Consider the following 20,777-nt stretch of genomic DNA (forward strand, 5'->3'; position numbering starts at 1 on the left):
AATCCTGTGATTAGAGGCCAATCGCGGCCCTGAATTGAGTAAGGAGGTCTACACCATCAATGATTTCAATCATGTTGACCGTATCAATTTCAATCAGTGTTCTGCCGTTGATAATGAGCTTGTAATAACTGATCGAGCTGGACACTTTGAATTCGGTATCCTCGGCAGGCTTGGCACTGCCCATATCGATTTCTTTGTGCCGACCGCGCACAATCACTTCAACCGCATCAACCGCATCAACCGCTTCCGAATCCTCCCGCTGATAGCCATCGGCAAAGCGCAAAAGCACCGCGTCGTGCGTGCTCGCGCCGAATTGGGCAAAGATTTCACGCATAAAACCGCCGTAAGTCGCCGACATTTCGAGCTTTTCAAGCCCTAGATCGATATCGACCGTGCCGCTCATGCCTCCGCCTTGGTACTCTTCCATTTTGCGGCTCAGTTTAGGCAAGGTGACTTCCGTGACCTGGCCCGCAAAATTCAGCCCATCAATAAATAAATTGAAGGCTTTTAACTTACTTGGTAACGCCATATTGATTCCCCTTGATTAGCCGACGCTGGCGCTAAAATTCATCAGATATTGATCAGTAATGCGCTGGCGCAGCTCCAGGTTCTCCAGAGGAGGGACGGGGGTGTAGTCGTAATCAATGGTCAGCTTGCCCGCCTTCAGATCCTCCTTGCTGTTCGCTTCGATATCCAGCCAGGCGTTAAAACCCATTAAATAGCCCGCTGAAACCCAGGCGCGGCCCTTGGCATTGATCCCTTCCAGAATGTCTTTGGCTAAGCTTGGCGTCATCGGCTGATCAATCGCCCACATATGCGCTTCACCCATGGTGTCGGCAATCACCTGGGCGCTGCGGGTGTAGTTCTCAAACGCAAACAGCGGATCTGCAGACAGGGTACGGTTGCCCCAGAATACAAAGCCTTTCGCCCGAACGATGGTGGTGATGTCTTTGCTATTGAGTAGGCCCGCGTCGGTGTCCGGGTCTTGCAAATCCCAGAACACATCACGGGTTAAGCCCATCACGCCATTAATCACTACATTGGAAAGCGTCTTATGCCAGCCCACTTCCTTATCCAGCTTGGCACGCAAACCCACGGCGTAAGCCACGGCCAGATCCGTATCCAGCCACTGATCATCCCGCCCCGACCAGCCTGGATTCTTAAAATCAGGCCAGACCATCATCAGCTCACGCTGCCCGAAGTGGGTGCGGTATTCCATGGCTTCAACAACGTCATTGCAGCCGCGTGCGCTGATATAGGCAAAGGCACGCAGCTTCTGGCAAATCGTGGCCAGCTCATTGGCAACCAGCAAGGTGTCGTAGCCTGGCACGGCCAGAATGCGCGGTTTCACATGCACAATGCTGTTGGCCGCAAGCAGTGCCTTCAGGCCGGTAAAGCGGCCCGCTTCATCGGTGCCGCCGATGATGTTCTTTTCGGTTGCTTTTTCATCCGCGCCCTCTTCGACGCGCACCATGACGATAATGGGGCTGGTTTGCTTGGCAATGGCTTCCAGCGTGCGCTGCATGGTGCCTTGTGTGCCTGCTTTACCTATGGCTTTTTGAATGTTGGTGATCAGTACCGGCTTATTGAGTGGGTAAAACTTTGCATCTGCATCGTCTGCAGTGCAGATCAGGCCAATAACAGCGGTACTAATGGTTCGAATGGTGCGCGTACCCTCGTTAATCTCGATGACACGCACACCATGGTGGAATTGATCGCTCATGATTTCCTCGGTGTAGATAGACCGGTCCATCATGGGCGATTCTGTTTTACTTGGCTTTTACTGGAGATTGTGAAACAGGAAATGACACCATCAAAGCACTGGCTCACTTAAAACCTGAGCCAGCAGGGTTTCCATCCGGTCGATTTTGTCTTGTAAAACCGCCAGCGGGTCAGGTTCGCTTTCTGCTTGAGCCACCGGCAAAGGCTGATCCCCTGGCAGCCATTTTGTACCGCTCCATATCGCCCCTTCAAAGTACGGCTGCAGCGTAAAACCTTCGGGAATCGGCCCCAGCGTATCAATCAACCGCGCCGCACCGTCACTCGTTTGGCAAGCGAGCATGTGTCGGTAATCTTCAATCAGTACCCAGCGCTGATTGGCAGTATCCCGAATGACCGCTTTATTTTTGGCGGGCCTGATTTCTGGCGCATCCAGCACCGCACCGGCAGGCAAGCCACAGCTTTTAGAAACCCACATTTCGGCTGTGCCGATGTACTCAAGCGTGTGGGTATCGTGACAAAAGCAAGGCACCAGGCCGTCATGACTGGCAAAGCCATCCTGACCAAAGGATACGGGCAGGGCGGGTTTGGTTTTGGGTTTAACGGTGTTGTTAAGCATTGATTTAGCCCCAGCGAACGATGTAATTGAAAGCGATATTGTCGGGGCGGGTTCTCCCGGAAGGCCCGCCGCTCGTCGTGTTGTTTTCCTGTGCGACGATCCCCACTAAAGGCCAGTCATTGGCACCTCGTGGTCTGAATGTACGATAGCCAATATTGGTTATATGCTCGTGCTGCCCTACATTGGCAGCCTGATAGCTGAGCACATTCCGGCCCGGATCAATGCCGCGCCCGGCATCCCAGCCTGAGATATACATGGCGCGCATATCGGGCAGCTTTGCACCATAGAGGCGGGCTAAAATAGGCGCTTCATTCGGATTAATGCTCTGGCCCTGTAAAAAGATCCAGCCTGCGGGCGGGGTGTTGTGCGGCCAGGGCAGCGGAACCCCGACCGGAACCCCGAAAGAGCCATCTGCCATCCCTTCAGCATATCGTGCTGAATCAACCCGTAAGCCAAAAGAATTTACGCCATTCCACCCCATTAGAGTGGGGTAGCCCGGCGACCAGCCTACCTGAGCATCAATATTGCTAATACTGGTACCGGCTGGAGAGGTGCCCGCGCTCGCATCAATGATGACATGCCCATTTCCATATTTATTCCAACGGATCAAACTCGATACACCATCGTAATCTCTGGCCTTGTCCGCAATGCTGGCCGCTGGATCTCTCGACTTGATGGATTGAGAAATAAACGCGCCATCTTGCCGCATCTCCCAAAGCCCCAAAGGGAGGTTTTTTTCACCCGTCATCTGAAACACCATCGACGCGCCATAGGCAAAGCCGCTGCGATAAGTGCCGATTTTGCTGATAACGGCATAACCCTTGCTGTATTGAGTGGACATTGAAGTAAGCCAGGCGGTTTTGTTATCCAGCGCGGCAGGCTGAGTGTTGTTGTTAAAAACACCCTGTATCCAGTCATGCCCTAGCGCATTCGAAACTTGACCTTTTGTTTCCGAGTTCACACACCCTTTCAGTGCCAGCCCTTTGCCCCCTAAGTCGGTAAGGATCGGGTAGCGCTCGTCGGCTTCACTTTTAATGGTGTATTCACTGGCAACTTTGCCGCCTAATCGTGCCGCGTCATATGCCGTGCCTTGTCGGTCCGTGATGATGAGTGCCCAGTTGGCATTCCAGACATTATTGTAAGCCGCACGGGTAAAGACTCGCCCGTCGTGATAGAGGGTATAGCGATGAATACAGATTTGTGAACCTGCCGTAAAAACTTCCAGTACACCAGCGAAGGGGGCAGGGTAGTTTTGACCTGAAATGGCATTCGCATTGGAAGGTTGATACCAGACGCCGTCTTCACGGTAGTCGTTTAAGTTCACATTAGCGGGCAGAGGTTGTACACCCTTGCGGTAGGGCTTTAATTTGTCATTCACCCATTTTGATGACACTTTAAACGAGTCATTGGCCGTCTGAGCCGGATCAGGTGCAGAGATCGGTACCGGAAAGGTGCAACTGCCTTTGCCCAGGACGACCGCACCCCATGAGCCGTCGCGGTGATTCACCAGCCACATGGCACGGGTCAGTCCTTCCTTATCCACTCTGAATTCCAAAGAGCCGACTTTTCGTAAAGCGCTGGCCTCGGCATCTGCTGCATAAGCCTGATATGCTGCGACCTGCACCGAGTTGCCATCGGCTAAAGCATCGCTGACCGCTCTGGTAATGGCTTTATTGCTGAGTGTGACGGAGGGCGCATACGTGGCATTGTTGCGCAGGGCGATAAAAGAGTTTTCTGAAACAACGTCTTCTTTGGCCGTGATCTTTTTGACAACCATATCGCCGCTAAAAGTCTTATTCCCTGCAACGCTTTGATTGCCAGTTAAGGCGACCTTGTGATCGTCCGCGTATTTCTTCGCTTCATCGCGCCCTCGGCTCCCCTCTTTAACTGCGGTGGCGGCCAGTTCTTTCTTCAGGTCCGCATTGGTTTTATCAGTGATTTTTTTATTGTAATAATCTTTTGAATGCGGATCGTCTCCGGCAATATGCTTCTTCATCGTCTCTTCAAGCAGCTCAATACTGGCGATACCAATATCCTGGCTTGCGCTGATCGTGACAGCAGCAGTGTTGCTGACCACAAACACCATGCGCAGAGTTTGCACCTTGCCCGAGCCTTCAGCTAACTTCGGCTTGTAACTGGGCGGACAGTTGGCAACCGCAATCAGCCCGCCTTTGTCGTCATACAGCCCCATCTCCCTAATCCACCAGCCGCCGGTGATTTCCTTGATGATCAGCTCGGCAATCAGCGTGTTTTTACCCGCTTCGGATTTGAGCGAGTTTAACGCGCTACGGTAGTTCTCTTTGACCAGCCTGGTTTGCGCCGCACTGGGCACCGTATCTTTGCCCGCGCCATCGCCCACGGCCATGGTTTCAATACGAATGGTTTTTTTCTGGGCGGTGGCCTCGGCGATCTGGGCCGCGCCATATTGGGTGAGAATCGCAAAATATTTCTGGCTCATTGATCGACTGCCTTTGGGTAGATATGAATGGCCTCGCCCTGGTAGTGCGCGACGCCGATATAAATAAGGCCGCTTGGCTCGACGCTGATATTCATTTCAATCATATGGCGCGAGAGGGGCTTGGCTTCGTTAATTAAATAATTCAGCTCGATCTGGGTTTCTTCAGTAATCCCCTGGCCTACGGTTTTGACTTCCAGCTTAAAAGTGCCGCGGGGGCCGATGGGTTTTTCTTCCCACCATTCGGTGATGGTTAAGCGATAGCCCAGTGGCTCAATGATGCGTTTTAATGCGCCAATCGTGCCCTTGTGCTGGTGCACAAAGAAGGACTGCCGGATCACTTCCCGCTGTACCGGCTCGCTCCAGTTCTCATCCCAGAGATCCACCGAGAATGCCCAGGCCAGATAAGGCAAAACCGCCGCCGGGCAGGTGTCGGCATTCCAGAGTGCTGCCAGCAGAATCGGCAGCTCCTGGCCTGACTGGCAGCTCTCGGCAAGGGCACGTTCCAGCTTGCTTGAGCCGGTGGGCAGTAATGTTCTAGTCATCCATCCCGCCAACAGTGAGCGTGACAGCGGTGCAATGTGCCGCCTGTGTTTCATCAAGCACCACGTCGCTGGCCGGTGACGTTAATTCGACCCGCTGCACCCCTTCCACATGCAGCGCGGCAAAGATCGCCGACCGCCGGATATCGCGCCCCATGCGGCGCTGGGTGCTGATGTACTTTTTAAGCTGGGTGTGGGCGGCTTCTAAAATCGGGCCTTTTTCCGGCCCATGGTAAAGGTATAAAACCGCTGTCACGGCGTAATTGACAATCCTGGCCGACTGCACGGTGAGCCGGTCCCCGACGGGGCGCACGTCTTCACCCGATAACACCAGCCTGACTTGAGTGAGCAGATCCGCTGAGGCCGTGCCATCGCCATGATTAGCCAGCACGCTGACCACTACTTCACAAGGCTGGGGGCTGATCGCGCTGGCATCAGCCACACGGGCGTCCGCCGATAAAGCATGAAAGATATACGCCGACCTTGGCCCCGCCACGCTTAAGCCTTCAAAAGCCCGCTGGCCGCGCGCGCGTAATGCATCATCGCTTTCTAAAACCGCATCAGTGGGCGGTACCGCGTTGGGATTGGCGGGCGTAATCACAAAACGCTGCACATTAAAATTAGCCACCAGATGGTCTAAATCTTCACCCTGGCTAAATGCCAGCATACAAGCCGCGCCGCGCTCGTTAATCCGTTGCCGCTGGATCACTTCACGGTATGCGTTTTCTTGCAATAGCTTGGTGAGCGGTTCAGATTCCAGATTCAGCACGGCGGCCGCATCAGGATAGAGTGCGATCAGCGCCGCTTTGCGTTCGTTAAAAATGGTTTCAAAGTCCAGCGCCTCGATCACGTTCGGCGGGGGCAGGCGGGAGAGGTCTACTTCTTGGCTTTTCATCGCTTAGGCTCGTAGTGGAATAGAAAGCGCCACCGGCTGCTGGCCGCGTGGCCCGTCGATGCGCTCGGCTTCCAGCTCAACACGGAGGGAGCCGGGCTGATCGCCCAGTGCCAAAGTGACTCGCTGGGCGCGGATACGTGGCTCCCACTTCTTCAGCGCGGTGGCGGTGGCGGCCATCACCCGTAAGCGGGTAGCGCCGTTTAAAGGCTGATCGATCAGCACGGGGATTTCAGAGCCATAGTCGCGGCGCATTAGGCGGCTGCCCAGCGGGGTAGTCAGCACATCGGCCACTGATTGCCGGATATGGGCCAGATCATCAATCGCATAGCCGCTGTGTCTGTTCAGGCCCGCCATTATTTCGGCCCGCCTGTGCTGCTACCGCCTACCTGCACACCGCCGTGGCTGTGGGTATGCAAGACGACACCATTACTGGTGATCGCGCCACCGCTTTGGGTAATCGGGCCGGTGATCGTCGTTTCACCACCCCCTGCGCCGCCTTTACCACTCATACCTGCGGCGTAGCTAAACGCGCCCATCACATCGGCTTTACCCTTAAAAGTGCTGTTGCCCTTCACGCTCAAATTTCCGCCGACTGTGAGATTGCCGGTGGCTTCGGTTTCCGGGCATTGGGCGGTGATTTTGACAGAGGCTTGAATCAGTGCGGTTTTGATCCCGGTGGCACTGAGTGCGCCGCTTGCATGGTTGTAGCGGATCAGCGCCCCGTCCGGAAAGGCCACGCAAGTGACTGCGGCGTCATGGCTGGGCGGTGGAAAGGCGTCTGAAAATAGCGCCGGTAACACTAAGCCTGCGCCGACTTCGCCGGAGGGGTTAAATAAAATGACCTGCTCGCCAATACTGGGCGGGCTCCAGATCCGCACCTTGCCCGCTCGGGCGGTAAACCATGGCAGCCAGTCGGTCAGCAGCTCGCCACTTTGCACCCGGCAGAGGGGTTGGAGAGGCAACAAATCTACTTCGGCCACGGTGCCGTTACGGATCATGCTTTCTAAAATTCGGGAATGTTCGGCGGTTGGATTCATCCGGCCATAGTGCCGCGCCGGTGCGCGATGTTCACGCACGGGCGGGTGTGAGACAGGTTTTTACAATGATTAAATATATTTAAACGCTAAAACAAACAATTTGAATTTTAATTTATTTCAAATCAGGATTTTGTTGCTTAGCACAATCCTGAAATGATTGTGCTAAGTCTAGTTGCCCTTGTTTTTTAAAATAGCGGGCCATGTTTATCTGGGCGACCGGGTCCCCTTGTTGGGCAGCACGCAAACGGAGCGTTATCACTGTGAATTGGTCTTCTGTGCTTAGTTGTTCGCCATCATAGCCACCCGCAGTTGCTAATAAATCAGCCAATTTATTGTGCCCGGCAGGGATTTTGTGATGTAAAAGCCAAGCGATGGAGGGTTTTGCATCTTCCCAAATCTCGTTTTCGAGAGCAATGCTAGCTAGCCTGGCTGCAGCACGCCAAGATCCAAGCTTAGCGGCCTTGGCATAGGCTATGGTTTGTTCCGAGCCGGAAGGAAGATTGCTTGCTTCTTCAAATGCTTGTAATGCTTGTGCTGATGGTTGTGGGAGTGTCAATTTTTTGCAGCTGAATGTCGTTTTTGATAAGTCTCCAAAAGATGGAATTAATTCTTTATGTTTGATAAAAGCCTGCTCAAGGGTATGCAATTGTTGTTCTGCATTTAGTGTTTTTGTAACCCATGAGGTGCTGGCCTTTCGAGCGGTACTTTCTTCTTTGTTTGTTTGTTCTAATTGTTTCTGTTGTAATTTCTGACTCTCGGTGTCTTCGCGGGGTGAAATTGTGATGCAAGAGCCAAACTCTTGGTTATTTTGAACGCTCCAGCATTTGTTCGGGATATGTAGTTTGAATTCACCGTACATCATCTCTAGTGCATAAAGTGTTTCTCCTTCTTTCTCTGTTAAGGGCACATTTCCTTGTTTGTCACTTAGGCCCTTTTTTAATAAAGTACCATCGGCCAATTTCCAGATATAAGGAGCACGTTCCTGATTAACGTTAAGATAGGCCGCTGGGTTCGACCAAGATATAGGAGCCCAAAGGGCTAATAGTAATAAATATGGTTTCATTTTGATAACATCTAATTAAGTAATGTTGTCGATTATATGGGCTATATTTTTTTGTGTAATATTAATTTAACTTTAAAGACTGATTTGCTTCAGGATGGTATCGGCGATCAGTTCATCATCGATTTGGTTAAAGCCCAGCAATTCACGCGCCGCGTATTTATGCCTGATCCCGCGCCGGGTATTGACGGCATCGTCTAAACCAAAATGGTGAACACGGGCCAGCCGGTTGGCGCTGGGGCTAAAATGCACGGTGGCCGCATCGGCGTTGCTTTGCACTTTAAGGTGGCTGGCCGTGCGCAGCTTGGTAAACATTTTACGCTTCACTCTTCCGCCTTTTTTACGCAGCTGAGGCAAGCGAGGCGCATAAGGCGTGCCATCCGGGCTTTGTTGAGCGGCAATGTGGGCTTGCTGGCGCTTGCGTAGCGCGATCGCCAGCTTTTTATTCATGGCGCGTAATGCTTTGGGGCTGCTATTGGCCAACAAAGCCGCTGCCCAGCCTTCCAGCTGATGGACGTTATCGCTCATTCAACTGGCCACGGCTGATCGCGCAAGAATAAAGCCCAATTCAGGCCCGCGTATTCATCCAGCGGCGGCTCACCGTAATGCTTGATTTCTGGCTTGCCGTCTACCTCGCGCACCACCACGCGTTCGGTCAGATTGATCTTGATCGAAAGATCAATCGTGTCGTGGTTCAGAATATCCGCTTCAAAAGTAATGCCGTTCTGGCGCTTATCGACATTGCTAAACAGCTCGGGCTGGTTCGTGCTGACCCAAGCCAGCACCGGCACCATGATCGTGTCAGGATGGTCGGCGTAGTCTTGAATAATCAGATTGAGCGTGTATTGATACTCAAAAGAAAGCGACTTGCCCGCTGTAGCAATCAGTTTGCCTTCATCAATAAATAGGGCGAGCTTATCGGGGTTAATAGCAAGGTGGCGCACCGTTTTAGACAGGTGCTCGCGCAGGTCGGCGGGCTTCATCATGGGGTGGCCTTCGCAGCCTGCTGACACTGCAGCACCATGTCAATTTGCGCCGCGCAGCTGTGCCACGCGGCTTCCAGATCATCAATTGCCTGATTGAGCTCGCCATTGGTTTGGGCTTGGCTCGCTGGCAGACGGCAGGCCGTCACGCTGGGACAGCCAATCCCGATAAGCTGCGGCACTGGCGATATCGGGGCGCTGGCGCAAGCGGACAACATCAGCAGGCAGGCGAGTATCAGCCCAATCCCTGACTTCTTTGCTTTCATTTTTAAGTTGCTCCATAGCACGTTTATTTTTAAGTAACGCGGTGTTGACGCTTTCAATGCTGCTGCGTAAATCAGCCTGGGCGGCGTCGTTGTCACTGCTGACTTTGTAAAGCTGTTCAAGTAAGGCCGTTTGCTGGGCCTTGTCTTGCTCGCTGGCGGTGAGCTCCAGTTGCAGCAGTTCTGCTTTATGCTTCTGGCCCTGGTGCAAATTAATGGCAAGCAGCAGTGCGGCCATAAAGCACAAAGCAACAAGAGCGATGGTCGTGATTCTGCTCATTTAACCCCCGCGTAATAGGTTTTATCCCCGGCAAACTTGGTGAGCACTTGCCGCCGGTTGGCCCCTTTACGAAAGCCGATATGTACCCAAGCGCCCGGCAGCGTGGGGGACTCTAAAATCAACTGATCAAACTCGACATTTGAGGCAACTAAAGCCCTGGCAACACTTCTGGCCGTGCCAAACTTCGGGCAGCGGATATCCACAGCGCGGGCGGTGCAGTGATCGCTGCGGGGACTCCCCTGAATAGCCCTATTCAGCGCAGGACTACGCCAGCCGCTAGTAATAATGAGGGGATTGTTTCCGAGTATTGCTCGGATTTTTTCGAGCTGCTGGCAGGTGTGGACCGCGTTGCTTCTGAGCGCGTCGGGCAGGCTGTTGTCGATTTTTAGCGCCTTGGCTTTGGCGCTGTCGGTGAATTCTTTCAGGCTGAAGTGTGGGGAGAGCAGGGCTGAGGTGTTCAATGTGAGGCTCCTTGTTTAATATCCTGTCGTCAGGTACGTACACCACCAGGCTTTTATAATGGTTAGTGTCTTTGCTTTTTTTTATGGCTTCGAGCAAGTCGCTGATGGCTTTCTCACTTACTGCGGTATCTCTCAGATCCAGAGTAAAGCCAGCATGGATACCGTTTTTAAAGTAGCGGTGATTTAATAATTTACGAATAGGCCAGATCAAAGCGGCCAGTAAATCGCTGACATTGCCGCGCTTCATGCAGAAATAAACGCCGCTCACCAGCAGTAAAAAGGTCATCGGTCCGCTGGCTGGCGTGAGCCCCATCAAAAGGCGAATCGCCATCAGGCCGTAATAAACGGTTAAGCCATAAGCAAACACGCAAATTCTTAAGCTATGGGCTTTGCTGTTTCGATTGAATAAAGCAATATTTAGCGCGGCAAGCATGCTGGCCAGTACGCTGATCAGTAGATAAACATTCATTTCTTACCCCTTATTTTGAGTAAATCCTCGGGATGTTCAGCCCGCGCAATCAGCCATTGCAAAAGCTTCATACTGATCGCCCCGGCAATCAGTGCACCGATCCCTTCACTGACCACAATCGAAGCGGGCAGGGGAATAGCGATCAGATCCGCCACCAGTTTGGCGGCCACGCAACCAGCCACAAAGGCCGTCAGAAAGAAAACAACCTTCTGTAAAACACTAAGCTTTTGCGCAGTCATGATAAACACCACAGCCCCCGCAAAACTGCCCATTAAAACCTCGGCCTGAATTCCTGAAAACAACCCCACAACCGTAAGTAAAAAGACGGTAGAAGAGGCGGCGCTGCCGGTAATTGGTTCTGTCATTGGTTTAGTCCCATAGTTGAATGATGGTTTTTTGAGATTCAGGCGGGCTGATATCGGGCAGATTAATCACGGTCCCCATTCTGAGCACCGGCCCCATTTCGGCCAGCCGGTGATTGGCTGCCAGCACCGCCTCGGTTATGCTGGCCGTTTTGCCGTAAACCCTAAAACAGATCGCGTCCAGCGTGTCGCCCTGGCTTGCAATCACCTGCATCAGAGCAGCTCGACACTGGCGCGGGCGCTACCGATCAGATCCCGAATTGCCCAGCGTGCATCGCGGTGTAAATCCTCGATAGGATCGTTCAGCTTGTCAGCCTTATTGTGGCCGTCGCCAGTGCTGTCAAAATCACGGTAACGCTCGGTCAGGTTGGCTTTGGCTAAGCAGTCACCGCACGGATGTAATGCCCGACTAAAACGCTCCGGCCGTCGATGGTTTCGCTGTCTACGTCAATCAGGTCGCTAACCCCCAGCCCGATCTGCCTAGCCTTGTATTTGCGCAGGTCTTGATTGGCGCTGGCCATCGCAGCAATCAGCGCCATTTTTAAGCGCTGCGGCGTGACGGTGCCATCCATGCGCATGCTGATCTGTGCGTCGGTCATATCGATGTCAGGCCAAAAGCCGCTGTTTTTAATCAGCGGTTCTAAAATTTCGCCGCTTTTTTGTGCTGCAATAAATCCCATATGTTGCCCCTTCGGCCATTTGAAGAAGAGGTGGAGGGGGATTTGAAAAACCTTAAAAGGCTTCGCCTCCCCCTGCCTCTCGCTGCGGGGTTCGCCCGGTCGGCTACTTTAAAGCAGCCATGTTCTTCATTTCCCGCTCCAGTTTTTCCAGATCCTTCATCACGCCACACTTGGGGTGCAGTGCTAAGGCTTGCCGGAAATAATCGGCAGCAGCGGGTTTGTCTTTGTTTGATAAGCCGTAAGCGATGGCCTTAAACAGCTTGGCTTTCACCTGGTCGGGCATATCTTCGGCCTGGGTGATTTCAGCGATGGCCTGCAGCCCGGCGACGTCGATGACTTCGCCCAATGCCCGGCCATTCATGGCGGTGTCGGCCATTTCCTCAACCACCAAACACGCCAAGGTGCGCTGGTACTGATCCGGCAGAACCAATTTATGCCTGATTGCATAGCGCACAATCGGCAGCGCATCTGTAAAGTTTCCGGTGTCAATCATCCACACCATCACCGTCATCAGCACTTCATCCTGCCCGCCGCCCCGGGCGGATAAAGCGCCACTGATCCAGGGGGCATAATCCGGCAACATTTCGCGCTTGGCTTCGATCTTGCGGCGTAGGGACTGGATCTGCTTAAGCCGTCGCTTGTCGCCCGCAAGTTTGTAAAGCATCAACTCGTAGCCGCTGGCATGGGCCAGCGGGTCGTGAGTGGATACTTGCGCGGCAGTCACTCGCAACAAGTGGGCTTTGGCCGGGCTAATTAGCCACCGCCTTGGGCTTCGGTGCGCTCGGAGGGCAGCAGCTCGATGTTTTCAATCAGGCAACCGGCCTCGTACACTTCCACTGCGTAAGCATCATTTGAGCTTTCATAATTGGCGATCTGGTTGTAATCCGGCTCTTCCTTAACATGACGGCGGCGGCCGCCGATTTGCCAGTACAGCGACAAGTTTGAAAGTGGCGTAATCATCACCGCCCCCTTCGGAAAGAAAGGCACCGTCACTGCAGAGATCCCACCAACCCGTTTCTGGCTAATGAGCATATCCATGGCCATTTCTTCAGTCGGTGCGTGATCCTTATTGATCTTGGGGAAGTATTTATCGGCCAGTAATTCGCTGGATGTGATCACCACCAGCTGCGGGTTCTCGCGGAACTGTGGGTGGATCAGGTTATTGACCGCATCAAAGACGAGGGCATCCAAATTGAGGTAATCGCCCACTTCTACCTTTTTTACCGTGCCATCCTGGGCTCTGACCGTGGTTGCCCCGACGGTGATCTTGCCTGATCCCGCTTTTTTTCCTTCAGCCATCACATGGGCTGGCGCATTGTCTCGGTATTGCTGTAACCAGCCCTTGTTGACGTCTTGCAGTAAGGGGAATTTTTCACGGTCGGTTTCTTCGGCTGCCGATACGCCATTCAAACCAATCATGATCCGGTCTAATGCTTGCTGGTTCACAATCATATTGCGCAGCCTGGCCTGAAAATCAGGGAACTTGGCCCACATATCAATCTTGTTATAACCAATACCCGTGTCAAAGTTGGTTTGTACGCAGCGGTAGCGGCCAGAGCTTAAATCGGAGATATCGCGGGGCTTGCGCGGTCCTTTTTTGGTATTGGTCCGGCCAGCAATCGTGCCGCTCAGCCCCAGCCCCAGCTTTTCACCTTCCTGCTCGGTGACGCCCGGCATATTCACTTTGCTTAAAAACAGGCTGGAAAGCTGAACACGTTCTTCAAGCTTTTGCTGCACCGATGGATCAACGGAGAAAGTCTTGCTGATATCACCTACGTGATTCAACATGGCAATTTGTTTTTCAAACTTTGCATAAACCAGTCGCGTGTCATTACGCATAAAATAGAATCCTTTTATTTATTTATTTTTAATTAGCAATGAGCCAATTCAGCCAATTCATTAAAATTAATTAGCAATCAGTGAGTAATTCAACCGCGCCGCCGGTGGCCTTGCCGCGATTGCCTGAAAAATGGCTGGGTTCGTTTTCAACTTTTGATTTGAATTCTCGCAATTCGGTGACTTCGCTTTTCAATTCATCAATACGGCTTTGCATGGTTTTAAAGCCATCGCTGTTTTTTGCTGTTTGCTCGGCAATGGCTTCCATGGCTTGCTGCATGTCGGCATATTGCAGCGTTTCTTTTTCTTCTTTTTTAGAAAAAATCTTTTTTACTGATTCCAGCATCGACACGGCATGCGCTCCTTCTTCTTCCAGAGCAAATTCAATTGCGTCAGTAAACAGGCAGGCCTGATTTGTTTTGCGAGCAAGAAGAGGGCTGTTTTTGCCCGCGCTCGCTGAAAACTTCAACATTTCAACCCCCAGGCTAGCAGGGTTATCTGTGACAGCCAGGCCAACTAAATACGCCTCACCACTGTCTGCAAAGTCGGGATCGATCTCAACCGAGGTAAACACTTTTTGCCGTGAGCGATTCAGAGCGACCAGCTCGGGTGTGGGGTCAATCGTGGCAAACAGGGCCATCTTGCCGTCGATCTCTTTCGCTTCCAGCGCGATGACATCGCCATAAGCTTTAAATGCACTGTTTGGATAACGATCCTTGATGTGCTCGATATTGATCCGGGCACCGAATTTTTTAGGATTATAGTTTTTAGCCATTTGGCTGAGCCATTCACGGGTAATGGTGCGGCCATCCGTTGTAGAGCCTTCAGTGGCCACTTGAAATGATTTAAATTTTTTGTCCATAGAGCCTTCTGCGGTTTGATTGAATAGCGGGGGCAATTGCTTAAGGCCTCACTATCACCACAAAAGAAAGGGCTATCAATTTGCTTTCTGTGTGAATCGCCTCATCACAAAAGCCAACAAAATACAGCTGCCTTTGATTGCCTTAGCCTTTGGCTATGGAAAACACACAAAGCAAAGACCCCCGCGCCCAAGCTCGCCAGCTGTATTGGGCAGGCTGGCGTATTTCGCGTATTGCCGAATCATTGGGAGAAAAACCTGCCACAGTGCATAGCTGGAAGCGGCGCGATGAATGGGATAAAAAAAACCTCATTGAACGCGTCGAAGAGTCGCTGGAATCCCGTTATATCTTTCTTTTAAATAAGGACAAAAAAGAAGGGATCGACTTTAAAGAAATTGATTTGCTCTCGCGGCAAATGGAAAGAGTCGCGCGGATTAATAAATACAATGGCGGTGGTAATGAAGCCGACCTGAATCCGAACATCGCCAACCGCAATAAGGCAGAGCGCAAGAAGGCCACGAAGAACGATTTTAACGACGAGCACGTCGATTTAATCAAAGACGCCTTTATGGATTCTTTGTTTGCCTATCAGCACGGCTGGTTTGAGGCAGGCAAGAAACACAGCTTCCGCAATGTCTTAAAGTCCCGCCAGATTGGCGCCACCTGGTACTTCGCCCGGGAGGCGCTATTCGATGCAATGACCACGGGCCGCAATCAGATCTTTTTAAGCGCCAGCAAGGCGCAGGCGCATGTATTCAAGCAATACATCATCGCCTTTGCTAAAGAAGCCGCCGATTTGGAGTTAAAAGGCGACCCCATCGTCTTACCGAACGGCGCAACGCTGCACTTCCTCGGCACCAACGCCCGCACCGCGCAGAGCTACACCGGCAATCTATACGTCGATGAATACTTCTGGATTCCGCGCTTTCAGGAGCTCCAGAAAGTCGCCTCGGGTATGGCCCTGCATTCGCACTGGCGGCAAACCTATTTCTCTACACCTTCCAGCCTGAACCACGATGCATACCCATTCTGGTCTGGCGATGCTTTCAATAAAGGCCGCGCCAAAGCCGACCGCATTCTGCTGGACGTTAAACCCGCCAGCCTCGCAAAAGGTCGCCTCTGTGAGGACGATCAGTGGCGGCAAGTCGTGACCATTGAAGACGCGATTGAAGGGGGGTGTAATCTGTTTGATCTGGACAAGATCAAAAAACGATACAACCCAAACGACTATCAAAACTTGCTGATGTGCGAGTTTATCGACGACAGCGCCAGCATCTTTCCTTTCTCTGAATTGCAAAAGTGCATGGTTGATAGTTGGGAAAAATGGGAAGACTTCAAAGCCATTGCCCCGCGTCCCTTTGGCTACCGGCCTGTATGGATTGGCTACGATCCGGCTTTATCAGGGGACAGTGCAGGCTTGATCGTACTGGCCCCACCGCTGGTGCCCGATGGGAAGTTCCGGGCGCTGGAGAAACGGCAATACAAAGGCATGGATTTTGCCGCGCAGGCCGAAGGGATTAAGCAGCTCTGCAGCCAATACAACGTGGCTTATATCGGCATTGATACCACCGGTATCGGGCAGGGCGTTTATCAACTGGTTAAACAGTTTTACCCGGCGGCCAGAGCCATCAATTACAGCGTTGAAATGAAAGCCCGCTTAGTCATGAAGGCTCAAGACGTAATCCGCAAAGGACGCTTGGAGTTTGACGCGGGCTGGACGGATCTTGCCGGCGCATTTATGGCCATTCAAAAAACCATGACCGCCAGCGGGCGGCATATGACTTACTCGGCCAGCCGTTCCGAAGAACTCAGCCACGCCGACCTCGCCTGGGCATGTATGCACGCGCTACTCAATGAGCCGCTCGAAGGCTCGACTTCCACTAATTCCAGCTTTATGGCGATCTATTAAATGAAAAAACACGCTCACTACCAAGCAAAAAACAAACTCACGCCAGAAGCAAAAGCACCGGATCACTCGGTGGCCTTCACCTTTGGCGAGCCTTCCGCCGTGCTCGATCGCCGCGAGCTGCTGGACTTTTTAGAGTGCGTAAACAATGGCAAATGGTATGAGCCGCCGCTGTCATTTGACGGCCTGGCTAAAACCTACCGCGCCACCGTTCACCATTCCAGCCCGCTGCAAGTAAAGCGCAATATCCTGTTAAAAACTTTTATCCCGCACCCGCTATTAAGCCGGTCGGAGTTTTCAAAATTTGCACTCGATTACCTGATCTTTGGCAATTCATACTTTGAAAAGATCACCAGCCGCACAGGCAAGGTGCTGGGCCTGAAGCATGCCCTGGCTAAATATATGCGGGTAGGGCTGAAAGAAGAGCAATATTTTCAGATCCTTGATTACGCCAATGAGCACCAATTCCCGCCGGGTGCCATCTTCCACCTTTTAGAGCCTGATATTAATCAGGAGATTTACGGCCTGCCTGAATACCTGTCGGCGCTGAATTCAACCTGGCTGAATGAATCGGCCACGCTGTTTCGCCGCCGCTACTTTGCTAACGGCAGCCACGCCGGTTTTATCCTGTACATGACTGACGCCGCCCAAAATGAAAGCTATATCGATGATTTGCGCACCGCATTACAAGGCAGCAAAGGCCCCGGTAATTTTAAAAATCTGATGGTGTACGCGCCTGGCGGCAAGAAGGATGGCATGCAGATCTTGCCCATCTCTGAAGTGGCGGCTAAGGATGACTTCTGGAATATCAAGAACGTAACCCGTGACGATCAGCTGAGCGCCCACCGTGTACCGGCGCAACTGATGGGGATTATTCCGAGTAATGCCGGCGGTTTAGGTGACGTAGAGAAGGCTGCCACGGTGTTTGCCTATAACGAGATTGAGCCCTTGCAGGAGCGCATGAAAGAGTTGAATGACTGGTTGGGGGTGGAGGTGATTCGCTTCAATCCTTACGTGTTGTCGTAAACAAACCCAAGTAAGAAGCAAGCCCGCAAGTGCGGGCTTTTTTACGCCTGGATTTTGAGGAAAATCTGCGGCCAGCCCCCGGCGCGCGCCCTCGTGACCCCGCCACGCCTGCCCACTTAACGTGCTATTTTTTATGCAACTGCATGAGGAGGGCTGAAGCCGCGCCATATATGGGCCTAAACGGTAAAAAGTGCCCCTACAAAAGCTTGCATAATTCGCGTGTTTATTGCCTGTTATTGCAAGGTCAGAAATACCTGCTATTGAACTACCAATGGGGGCGTAATTCTACTTTTACCTAGTGTTATTTTGAGGGGGGATTACCGATATAAAAACTGGAACACTTGATAGATGTTGATAACTTGCATATCAATGTGGTTGTTTAGAATAAAGAAATAAAGCCTGGGGTGTTAGTTTTTAACAAGAAATATTAACGAAAGAGTTTGAAATGGAAGTGTGAGTTGTCGTAAGCTTAGCTCGTTTTCGTCAATGTTATCTATCATCGTGCTATTAATTAACAGGAAGTCATACAGATGAGTAGGAAGGTGAATGAAAAAGATGCGAGAGATCAAATGATCTCTGCAATTGCATCTTCTAAATATCGTTGGAGAACAGCTCGGGGGATTTCTAAGGATTCAGGATTAGTAATTGCACAGGTTCTTGATGTGCTTGATAAGTCTGATGCATTTATTCGTGCTCGTAAAGGTAATGCAAGAGGGGAGCTACTTTATACGACCAAGGAACGCTATAAGTCCGAAACTTCTCTGGCAATGCGTGTTATTGGCGCACTAACGAACAAAATAAGTGAGTAGGTAATAAAATGGAAAAAGCTGCGCTTACTCACCTAATTATGTTGGCAATAATTGCGGGTACCGGGGGACTAGTCCTAAATATGGTGAATTTATGGGAGGATAGTAAAAAACTCAAAGCTGAGCGAGTGCCAAAGGATAGTTTGTACTGGATTTTTTTTGTATTTTGGCCCTTAGCAGGAGCTGGGCTGGTTTGTCTGTACACGCTCGATGGTTCGTCGTTACGTCCTTTTCTTGCTTTCTCTGTAGGACTAAGTGCTCCAGCAACAATTCAGGCGATGGTATCCAAGGTTACGGCAAATGAAACGATTCCGATGAATTCTGAGCCATAGCATTATTGATGCTATGTAAAATAATATTTTTCAACATAAAAATAGATTGTTTTTTTATTATGAAATTATTTTAGATGCTTCGTTGAGAAGTATAAAATAAATAACAAAGGGAATTGAATGAATACTGCATACTCTAATGAGGAATTGAAGTCGTTTATTGAGGACTTGGTAAAAAAAGAATGGGAGAGTAAGAAAAATGGAATATTGCTTTCTAAATTAGGAGATGAAGTAAAGAAAAATTTCTCCTTAAATAAATCCGAAGATAAATTTAAGTTGTCTGAGTTTATAAATAATGAAATGAATAAATGTGTAAAAATAATAATTTCACCAAAAAATAAAATTATACGTGTTGTTGTTCCTGTAGGTATGGATGAAGAATTGGATGGTGTTAATGTTTTTCCTGGAAAAAATGAAAAAAAAATTAAATGTGACTTGCGTTCATCCGCTAATGAAAATGGAAAGGTTTTAGAGTTTAACTATTTGAGGAATTTAGTAAAAATTGCATTTGAAATGGATTTGCCAGAGGGTAAAAAGAGAATTTTAAATGTGGCAAATAAAGTTTCATATAGAAATGTTGGGCATGATTATGAAAATAAAGAAAGTGAAAGAGATATTGATGCTAAATTAATTAACAAGACAGATAGTGATGAGGAACTGCTTTCGAAAGTACTTGAGTGGGCAAATTCAAATAATGTTGACCCTAATTTACTTTTTGTGAGGCCAGATTTACCTCCTTACAAAGAAAACATACGGTCAAAAAATAACATTAACAACAATGAAAGTTTAATGCATGAAATTATATCTGCTCTTTCAGAAGAACAATTATCTAGAGTTGTACTTCCTCTTGATGTTATAAAAAAACTCATGGGGCGCTAGTTAATCATGAAGTATGTAATTGGATTTGCAGGGGTAAAAAAAGAGGTGTACAGAAGATTGGAAAGTAAAATGCCTATTATAGTAAAAGATAATGGCTGTTACTTTGGAAAGCCCATTGATAGTAGTATTATGTATAATAAAAAATATGCTGAATATTTTTTAGATAAATTCAGGAATCATGAATTATTAGATTTAAAAAAAAATACCTTTGATGTCGGATATGTAATAATTTATGTAAAGTCACCCGGAGTAGAGCCTGACCAGGACTTTATTAATGCATTCTTTCCTTTTATACTGGCAATTCCTATTGTTTTAGAAGAAAATATTAATCCGGAAAGTGCTGATTTTAAAATTTTTATGGATAGGTTAATGAAAGCAGTTAAATCAGCAAAGGAAGTTATTAATATATTTAAGTCTGAGGTTGTTGAACGGGCAAATAAAACACCAATGCTTTTACCATTGAAAAACTTTAAATCTAGTTTTTTTTGTCGTTTTTTGCAGAAATTACAAGAAGAAATTCCGTGGAGTCAAAATAAAGAAGGTGTTTTGAAACAGTACATAAAAAACTTTAAAGAGTCGCACATACCATTGAAAGAAAGTAATGGGCCTTCACCATTTTTAGATAGCAGAGGTATTGTATTTCGTTCACCGGGTAAGGCTCGGCATGGATTTCAAAATGTAACAGATAAGCATACTACTACATGCATTTTAAATGGTAGATTTAGATTAGGGGCACCATATGATGCATCCTTTCATTATGATTGTAGCAAAGAAAAAATATTACCCTTGAGTATTCATGTATATGGGTGTCATACATTAAAGGAAATTAAAACTGGAAATCCACATTTAAATATTTCACCAAATGATTTTGTTAGATGATGATTATTTTCTTTATGAAATTGAAAAGGGCTTGGATATAATCCAAGCCCTTATTTACCTAAATAATATAGGCGTTTATTTAATGTTCTTGCTTATAATCATCATCAATGTCTACTGATGCCTTGATCAAGTCAGGGGGTTGTATCCAACAATGCCTGACCTCTAACCAAATGACACCAGCTACATAACTTAGAAAGCACAAAATTATGTAGCCTCTCGCTTATTAGAGTCATGATTAATAACTCTTTGACGCAACCCGATATTAAGCATCATTTTCAGGTTGTGTACACGATGAGATACTATTACCTAAAGTAAATATTAATTTACCCTTAAATCTACGGAGTAAGTTGCAAACATTAAAGTGCAACTACTTAGATTCAACATAGAGTAGGTGAGTTAATACTAGCATATATTTGTACTCTTGTCTTATT

Annotated in this window: 25 protein-coding genes and 2 pseudogenes; 6 read left to right on the top strand and 21 right to left on the bottom strand. The window is 49.5% G+C overall.

Annotated features, from left to right (window positions below):
* Positions 1-10 precede the first annotated feature (10 nt).
* From EJO50_RS02890 to EJO50_RS02985, 21 genes and pseudogenes are all read right to left on the bottom strand, one after another.
* A complete protein-coding gene (locus EJO50_RS02890; protein WP_125971493.1) occupies positions 11-529 on the bottom strand; it encodes a phage major tail tube protein in 519 nt (172 codons plus the stop codon).
* A gap of 15 nt (positions 530-544) precedes the next feature.
* Positions 545-1,756: a phage tail sheath protein gene (locus EJO50_RS02895; protein ID WP_233702163.1), complete on the bottom strand. Its 1,212-nt coding sequence runs from the start codon at positions 1,754-1,756 to the stop codon at positions 545-547.
* A gap of 57 nt (positions 1,757-1,813) precedes the next feature.
* Positions 1,814-2,338 carry a hypothetical protein gene (locus tag EJO50_RS02900; protein ID WP_125971494.1) on the bottom strand — a complete coding sequence of 175 codons (525 nt, stop codon included), beginning with the start codon at positions 2,336-2,338 and terminating at the stop codon, positions 1,814-1,816.
* A gap of 4 nt (positions 2,339-2,342) precedes the next feature.
* Positions 2,343-4,796 (bottom strand): phage tail-collar fiber domain-containing protein, encoded by a 2,454-nt coding sequence (locus tag EJO50_RS02905; protein ID WP_125971495.1) that lies wholly within the window; start codon positions 4,794-4,796, stop codon positions 2,343-2,345.
* Positions 4,793-5,338, bottom strand: a complete 546-nt coding sequence (locus tag EJO50_RS02910; RefSeq protein ID WP_125971496.1) for a phage tail protein I — start codon at positions 5,336-5,338, stop codon at positions 4,793-4,795. Before EJO50_RS02910 ends, EJO50_RS02905 begins: the two co-directional genes overlap by 4 nt.
* A complete protein-coding gene (locus tag EJO50_RS02915) occupies positions 5,331-6,230 on the bottom strand; it encodes a baseplate assembly protein (protein ID WP_125971497.1) in 900 nt (299 codons plus the stop codon). Before EJO50_RS02915 ends, EJO50_RS02910 begins: the two co-directional genes overlap by 8 nt.
* 3 nt (positions 6,231-6,233) lie before the next feature.
* Positions 6,234-6,584, bottom strand: a complete 351-nt coding sequence (locus tag EJO50_RS02920; protein ID WP_125971498.1) for a GPW/gp25 family protein — start codon at positions 6,582-6,584, stop codon at positions 6,234-6,236.
* Positions 6,584-7,306 carry a phage baseplate assembly protein V gene (locus EJO50_RS02925; RefSeq protein ID WP_206434436.1) on the bottom strand — a complete coding sequence of 241 codons (723 nt, stop codon included), beginning with the start codon at positions 7,304-7,306 and terminating at the stop codon, positions 6,584-6,586. Before EJO50_RS02925 ends, EJO50_RS02920 begins: the two co-directional genes overlap by 1 nt.
* Positions 7,307-7,379: 73 nt before the next feature.
* Complete coding sequence (locus EJO50_RS02930; protein ID WP_125971499.1) at positions 7,380-8,330, bottom strand: hypothetical protein; 951 nt, start codon at positions 8,328-8,330, stop codon at positions 7,380-7,382.
* Between the two features lie 72 nt (positions 8,331-8,402).
* Entirely contained in the window at positions 8,403-8,855 is a 453-nt protein-coding gene (locus tag EJO50_RS02935) for a phage virion morphogenesis protein (protein WP_125971500.1), read from the bottom strand.
* Positions 8,852-9,313: a phage tail protein gene (locus EJO50_RS02940; protein WP_125971501.1), complete on the bottom strand. Its 462-nt coding sequence runs from the start codon at positions 9,311-9,313 to the stop codon at positions 8,852-8,854. Before EJO50_RS02940 ends, EJO50_RS02935 begins: the two co-directional genes overlap by 4 nt.
* Entirely contained in the window at positions 9,310-9,576 is a 267-nt protein-coding gene (gene lysC, locus EJO50_RS17695; protein WP_373280522.1) for an Rz1-like lysis system protein LysC, read from the bottom strand. The genes EJO50_RS02940 and lysC overlap by 4 nt, the downstream gene beginning before the upstream one ends.
* Positions 9,500-9,853: pseudogene (locus EJO50_RS02945) on the bottom strand (hypothetical protein); the annotation flags it as partial. The pseudogene EJO50_RS02945 and the gene lysC, both read right to left, overlap by 77 nt.
* Positions 9,850-10,236, bottom strand: coding sequence for a D-Ala-D-Ala carboxypeptidase family metallohydrolase (locus tag EJO50_RS17360; protein WP_233702203.1), 387 nt, complete (start codon positions 10,234-10,236; stop codon positions 9,850-9,852). The pseudogene EJO50_RS02945 and the gene EJO50_RS17360, both read right to left, overlap by 4 nt.
* Entirely contained in the window at positions 10,130-10,783 is a 654-nt protein-coding gene (locus EJO50_RS02955) for a phage holin family protein (protein ID WP_125971503.1), read from the bottom strand. Before EJO50_RS02955 ends, EJO50_RS17360 begins: the two co-directional genes overlap by 107 nt.
* Positions 10,780-11,148, bottom strand: a complete 369-nt coding sequence (locus tag EJO50_RS02960; protein WP_125971504.1) for a putative holin — start codon at positions 11,146-11,148, stop codon at positions 10,780-10,782. The genes EJO50_RS02955 and EJO50_RS02960 overlap by 4 nt, the downstream gene beginning before the upstream one ends.
* A gap of 4 nt (positions 11,149-11,152) precedes the next feature.
* Entirely contained in the window at positions 11,153-11,359 is a 207-nt protein-coding gene (locus EJO50_RS02965) for a tail protein X (RefSeq protein ID WP_125971505.1), read from the bottom strand.
* Positions 11,359-11,825, bottom strand: a pseudogene (locus EJO50_RS17700) (head completion/stabilization protein). Before EJO50_RS17700 ends, EJO50_RS02965 begins: the two are co-directional and overlap by 1 nt.
* Before the next feature lie 103 nt (positions 11,826-11,928).
* Positions 11,929-12,549: a phage terminase small subunit gene (gpM, locus tag EJO50_RS02975; protein ID WP_233702204.1), complete on the bottom strand. Its 621-nt coding sequence runs from the start codon at positions 12,547-12,549 to the stop codon at positions 11,929-11,931.
* 29 nt (positions 12,550-12,578) lie between these two features.
* Entirely contained in the window at positions 12,579-13,664 is a 1,086-nt protein-coding gene (locus EJO50_RS02980; protein WP_125971507.1) for a phage major capsid protein, P2 family, read from the bottom strand.
* Between the two features lie 70 nt (positions 13,665-13,734).
* Positions 13,735-14,523, bottom strand: coding sequence for a GPO family capsid scaffolding protein (locus tag EJO50_RS02985; RefSeq protein WP_125971508.1), 789 nt, complete (start codon positions 14,521-14,523; stop codon positions 13,735-13,737).
* A gap of 155 nt (positions 14,524-14,678) precedes the next feature.
* On the opposite strand from EJO50_RS02985, the gene EJO50_RS02990 reads away from it, so the two are divergent.
* The 6 genes from EJO50_RS02990 (at position 14,679) to EJO50_RS03015 (ending at position 20,346) form a co-directional block, all read left to right on the top strand.
* Positions 14,679-16,430: a terminase ATPase subunit family protein gene (locus EJO50_RS02990; RefSeq protein WP_125971509.1), complete on the top strand. Its 1,752-nt coding sequence runs from the start codon at positions 14,679-14,681 to the stop codon at positions 16,428-16,430.
* Entirely contained in the window at positions 16,431-17,453 is a 1,023-nt protein-coding gene (locus EJO50_RS02995) for a phage portal protein (protein WP_125971510.1), read from the top strand.
* 542 nt (positions 17,454-17,995) lie between these two features.
* Positions 17,996-18,262 (top strand): hypothetical protein, encoded by a 267-nt coding sequence (locus EJO50_RS03000; RefSeq protein WP_125971511.1) that lies wholly within the window; start codon positions 17,996-17,998, stop codon positions 18,260-18,262.
* 8 nt (positions 18,263-18,270) lie between these two features.
* Entirely contained in the window at positions 18,271-18,591 is a 321-nt protein-coding gene (locus tag EJO50_RS03005) for a hypothetical protein (protein WP_125971512.1), read from the top strand.
* A gap of 117 nt (positions 18,592-18,708) precedes the next feature.
* Positions 18,709-19,467, top strand: coding sequence for a hypothetical protein (locus EJO50_RS03010; protein WP_125971513.1), 759 nt, complete (start codon positions 18,709-18,711; stop codon positions 19,465-19,467).
* A 6-nt stretch (positions 19,468-19,473) separates the two neighbouring features.
* On the top strand, positions 19,474-20,346 hold the full coding sequence (locus EJO50_RS03015; RefSeq protein ID WP_125971514.1) for a hypothetical protein: 873 nt from the start codon (positions 19,474-19,476) through the stop codon (positions 20,344-20,346).
* The last annotated feature ends 431 nt before the right edge of the window (positions 20,347-20,777 follow it).

Origin of the sequence: Iodobacter ciconiae (assembly GCF_003952345.1) — a bacterium.
Lineage (GTDB): Bacteria > Pseudomonadota > Gammaproteobacteria > Burkholderiales > Chitinibacteraceae > Iodobacter > Iodobacter ciconiae.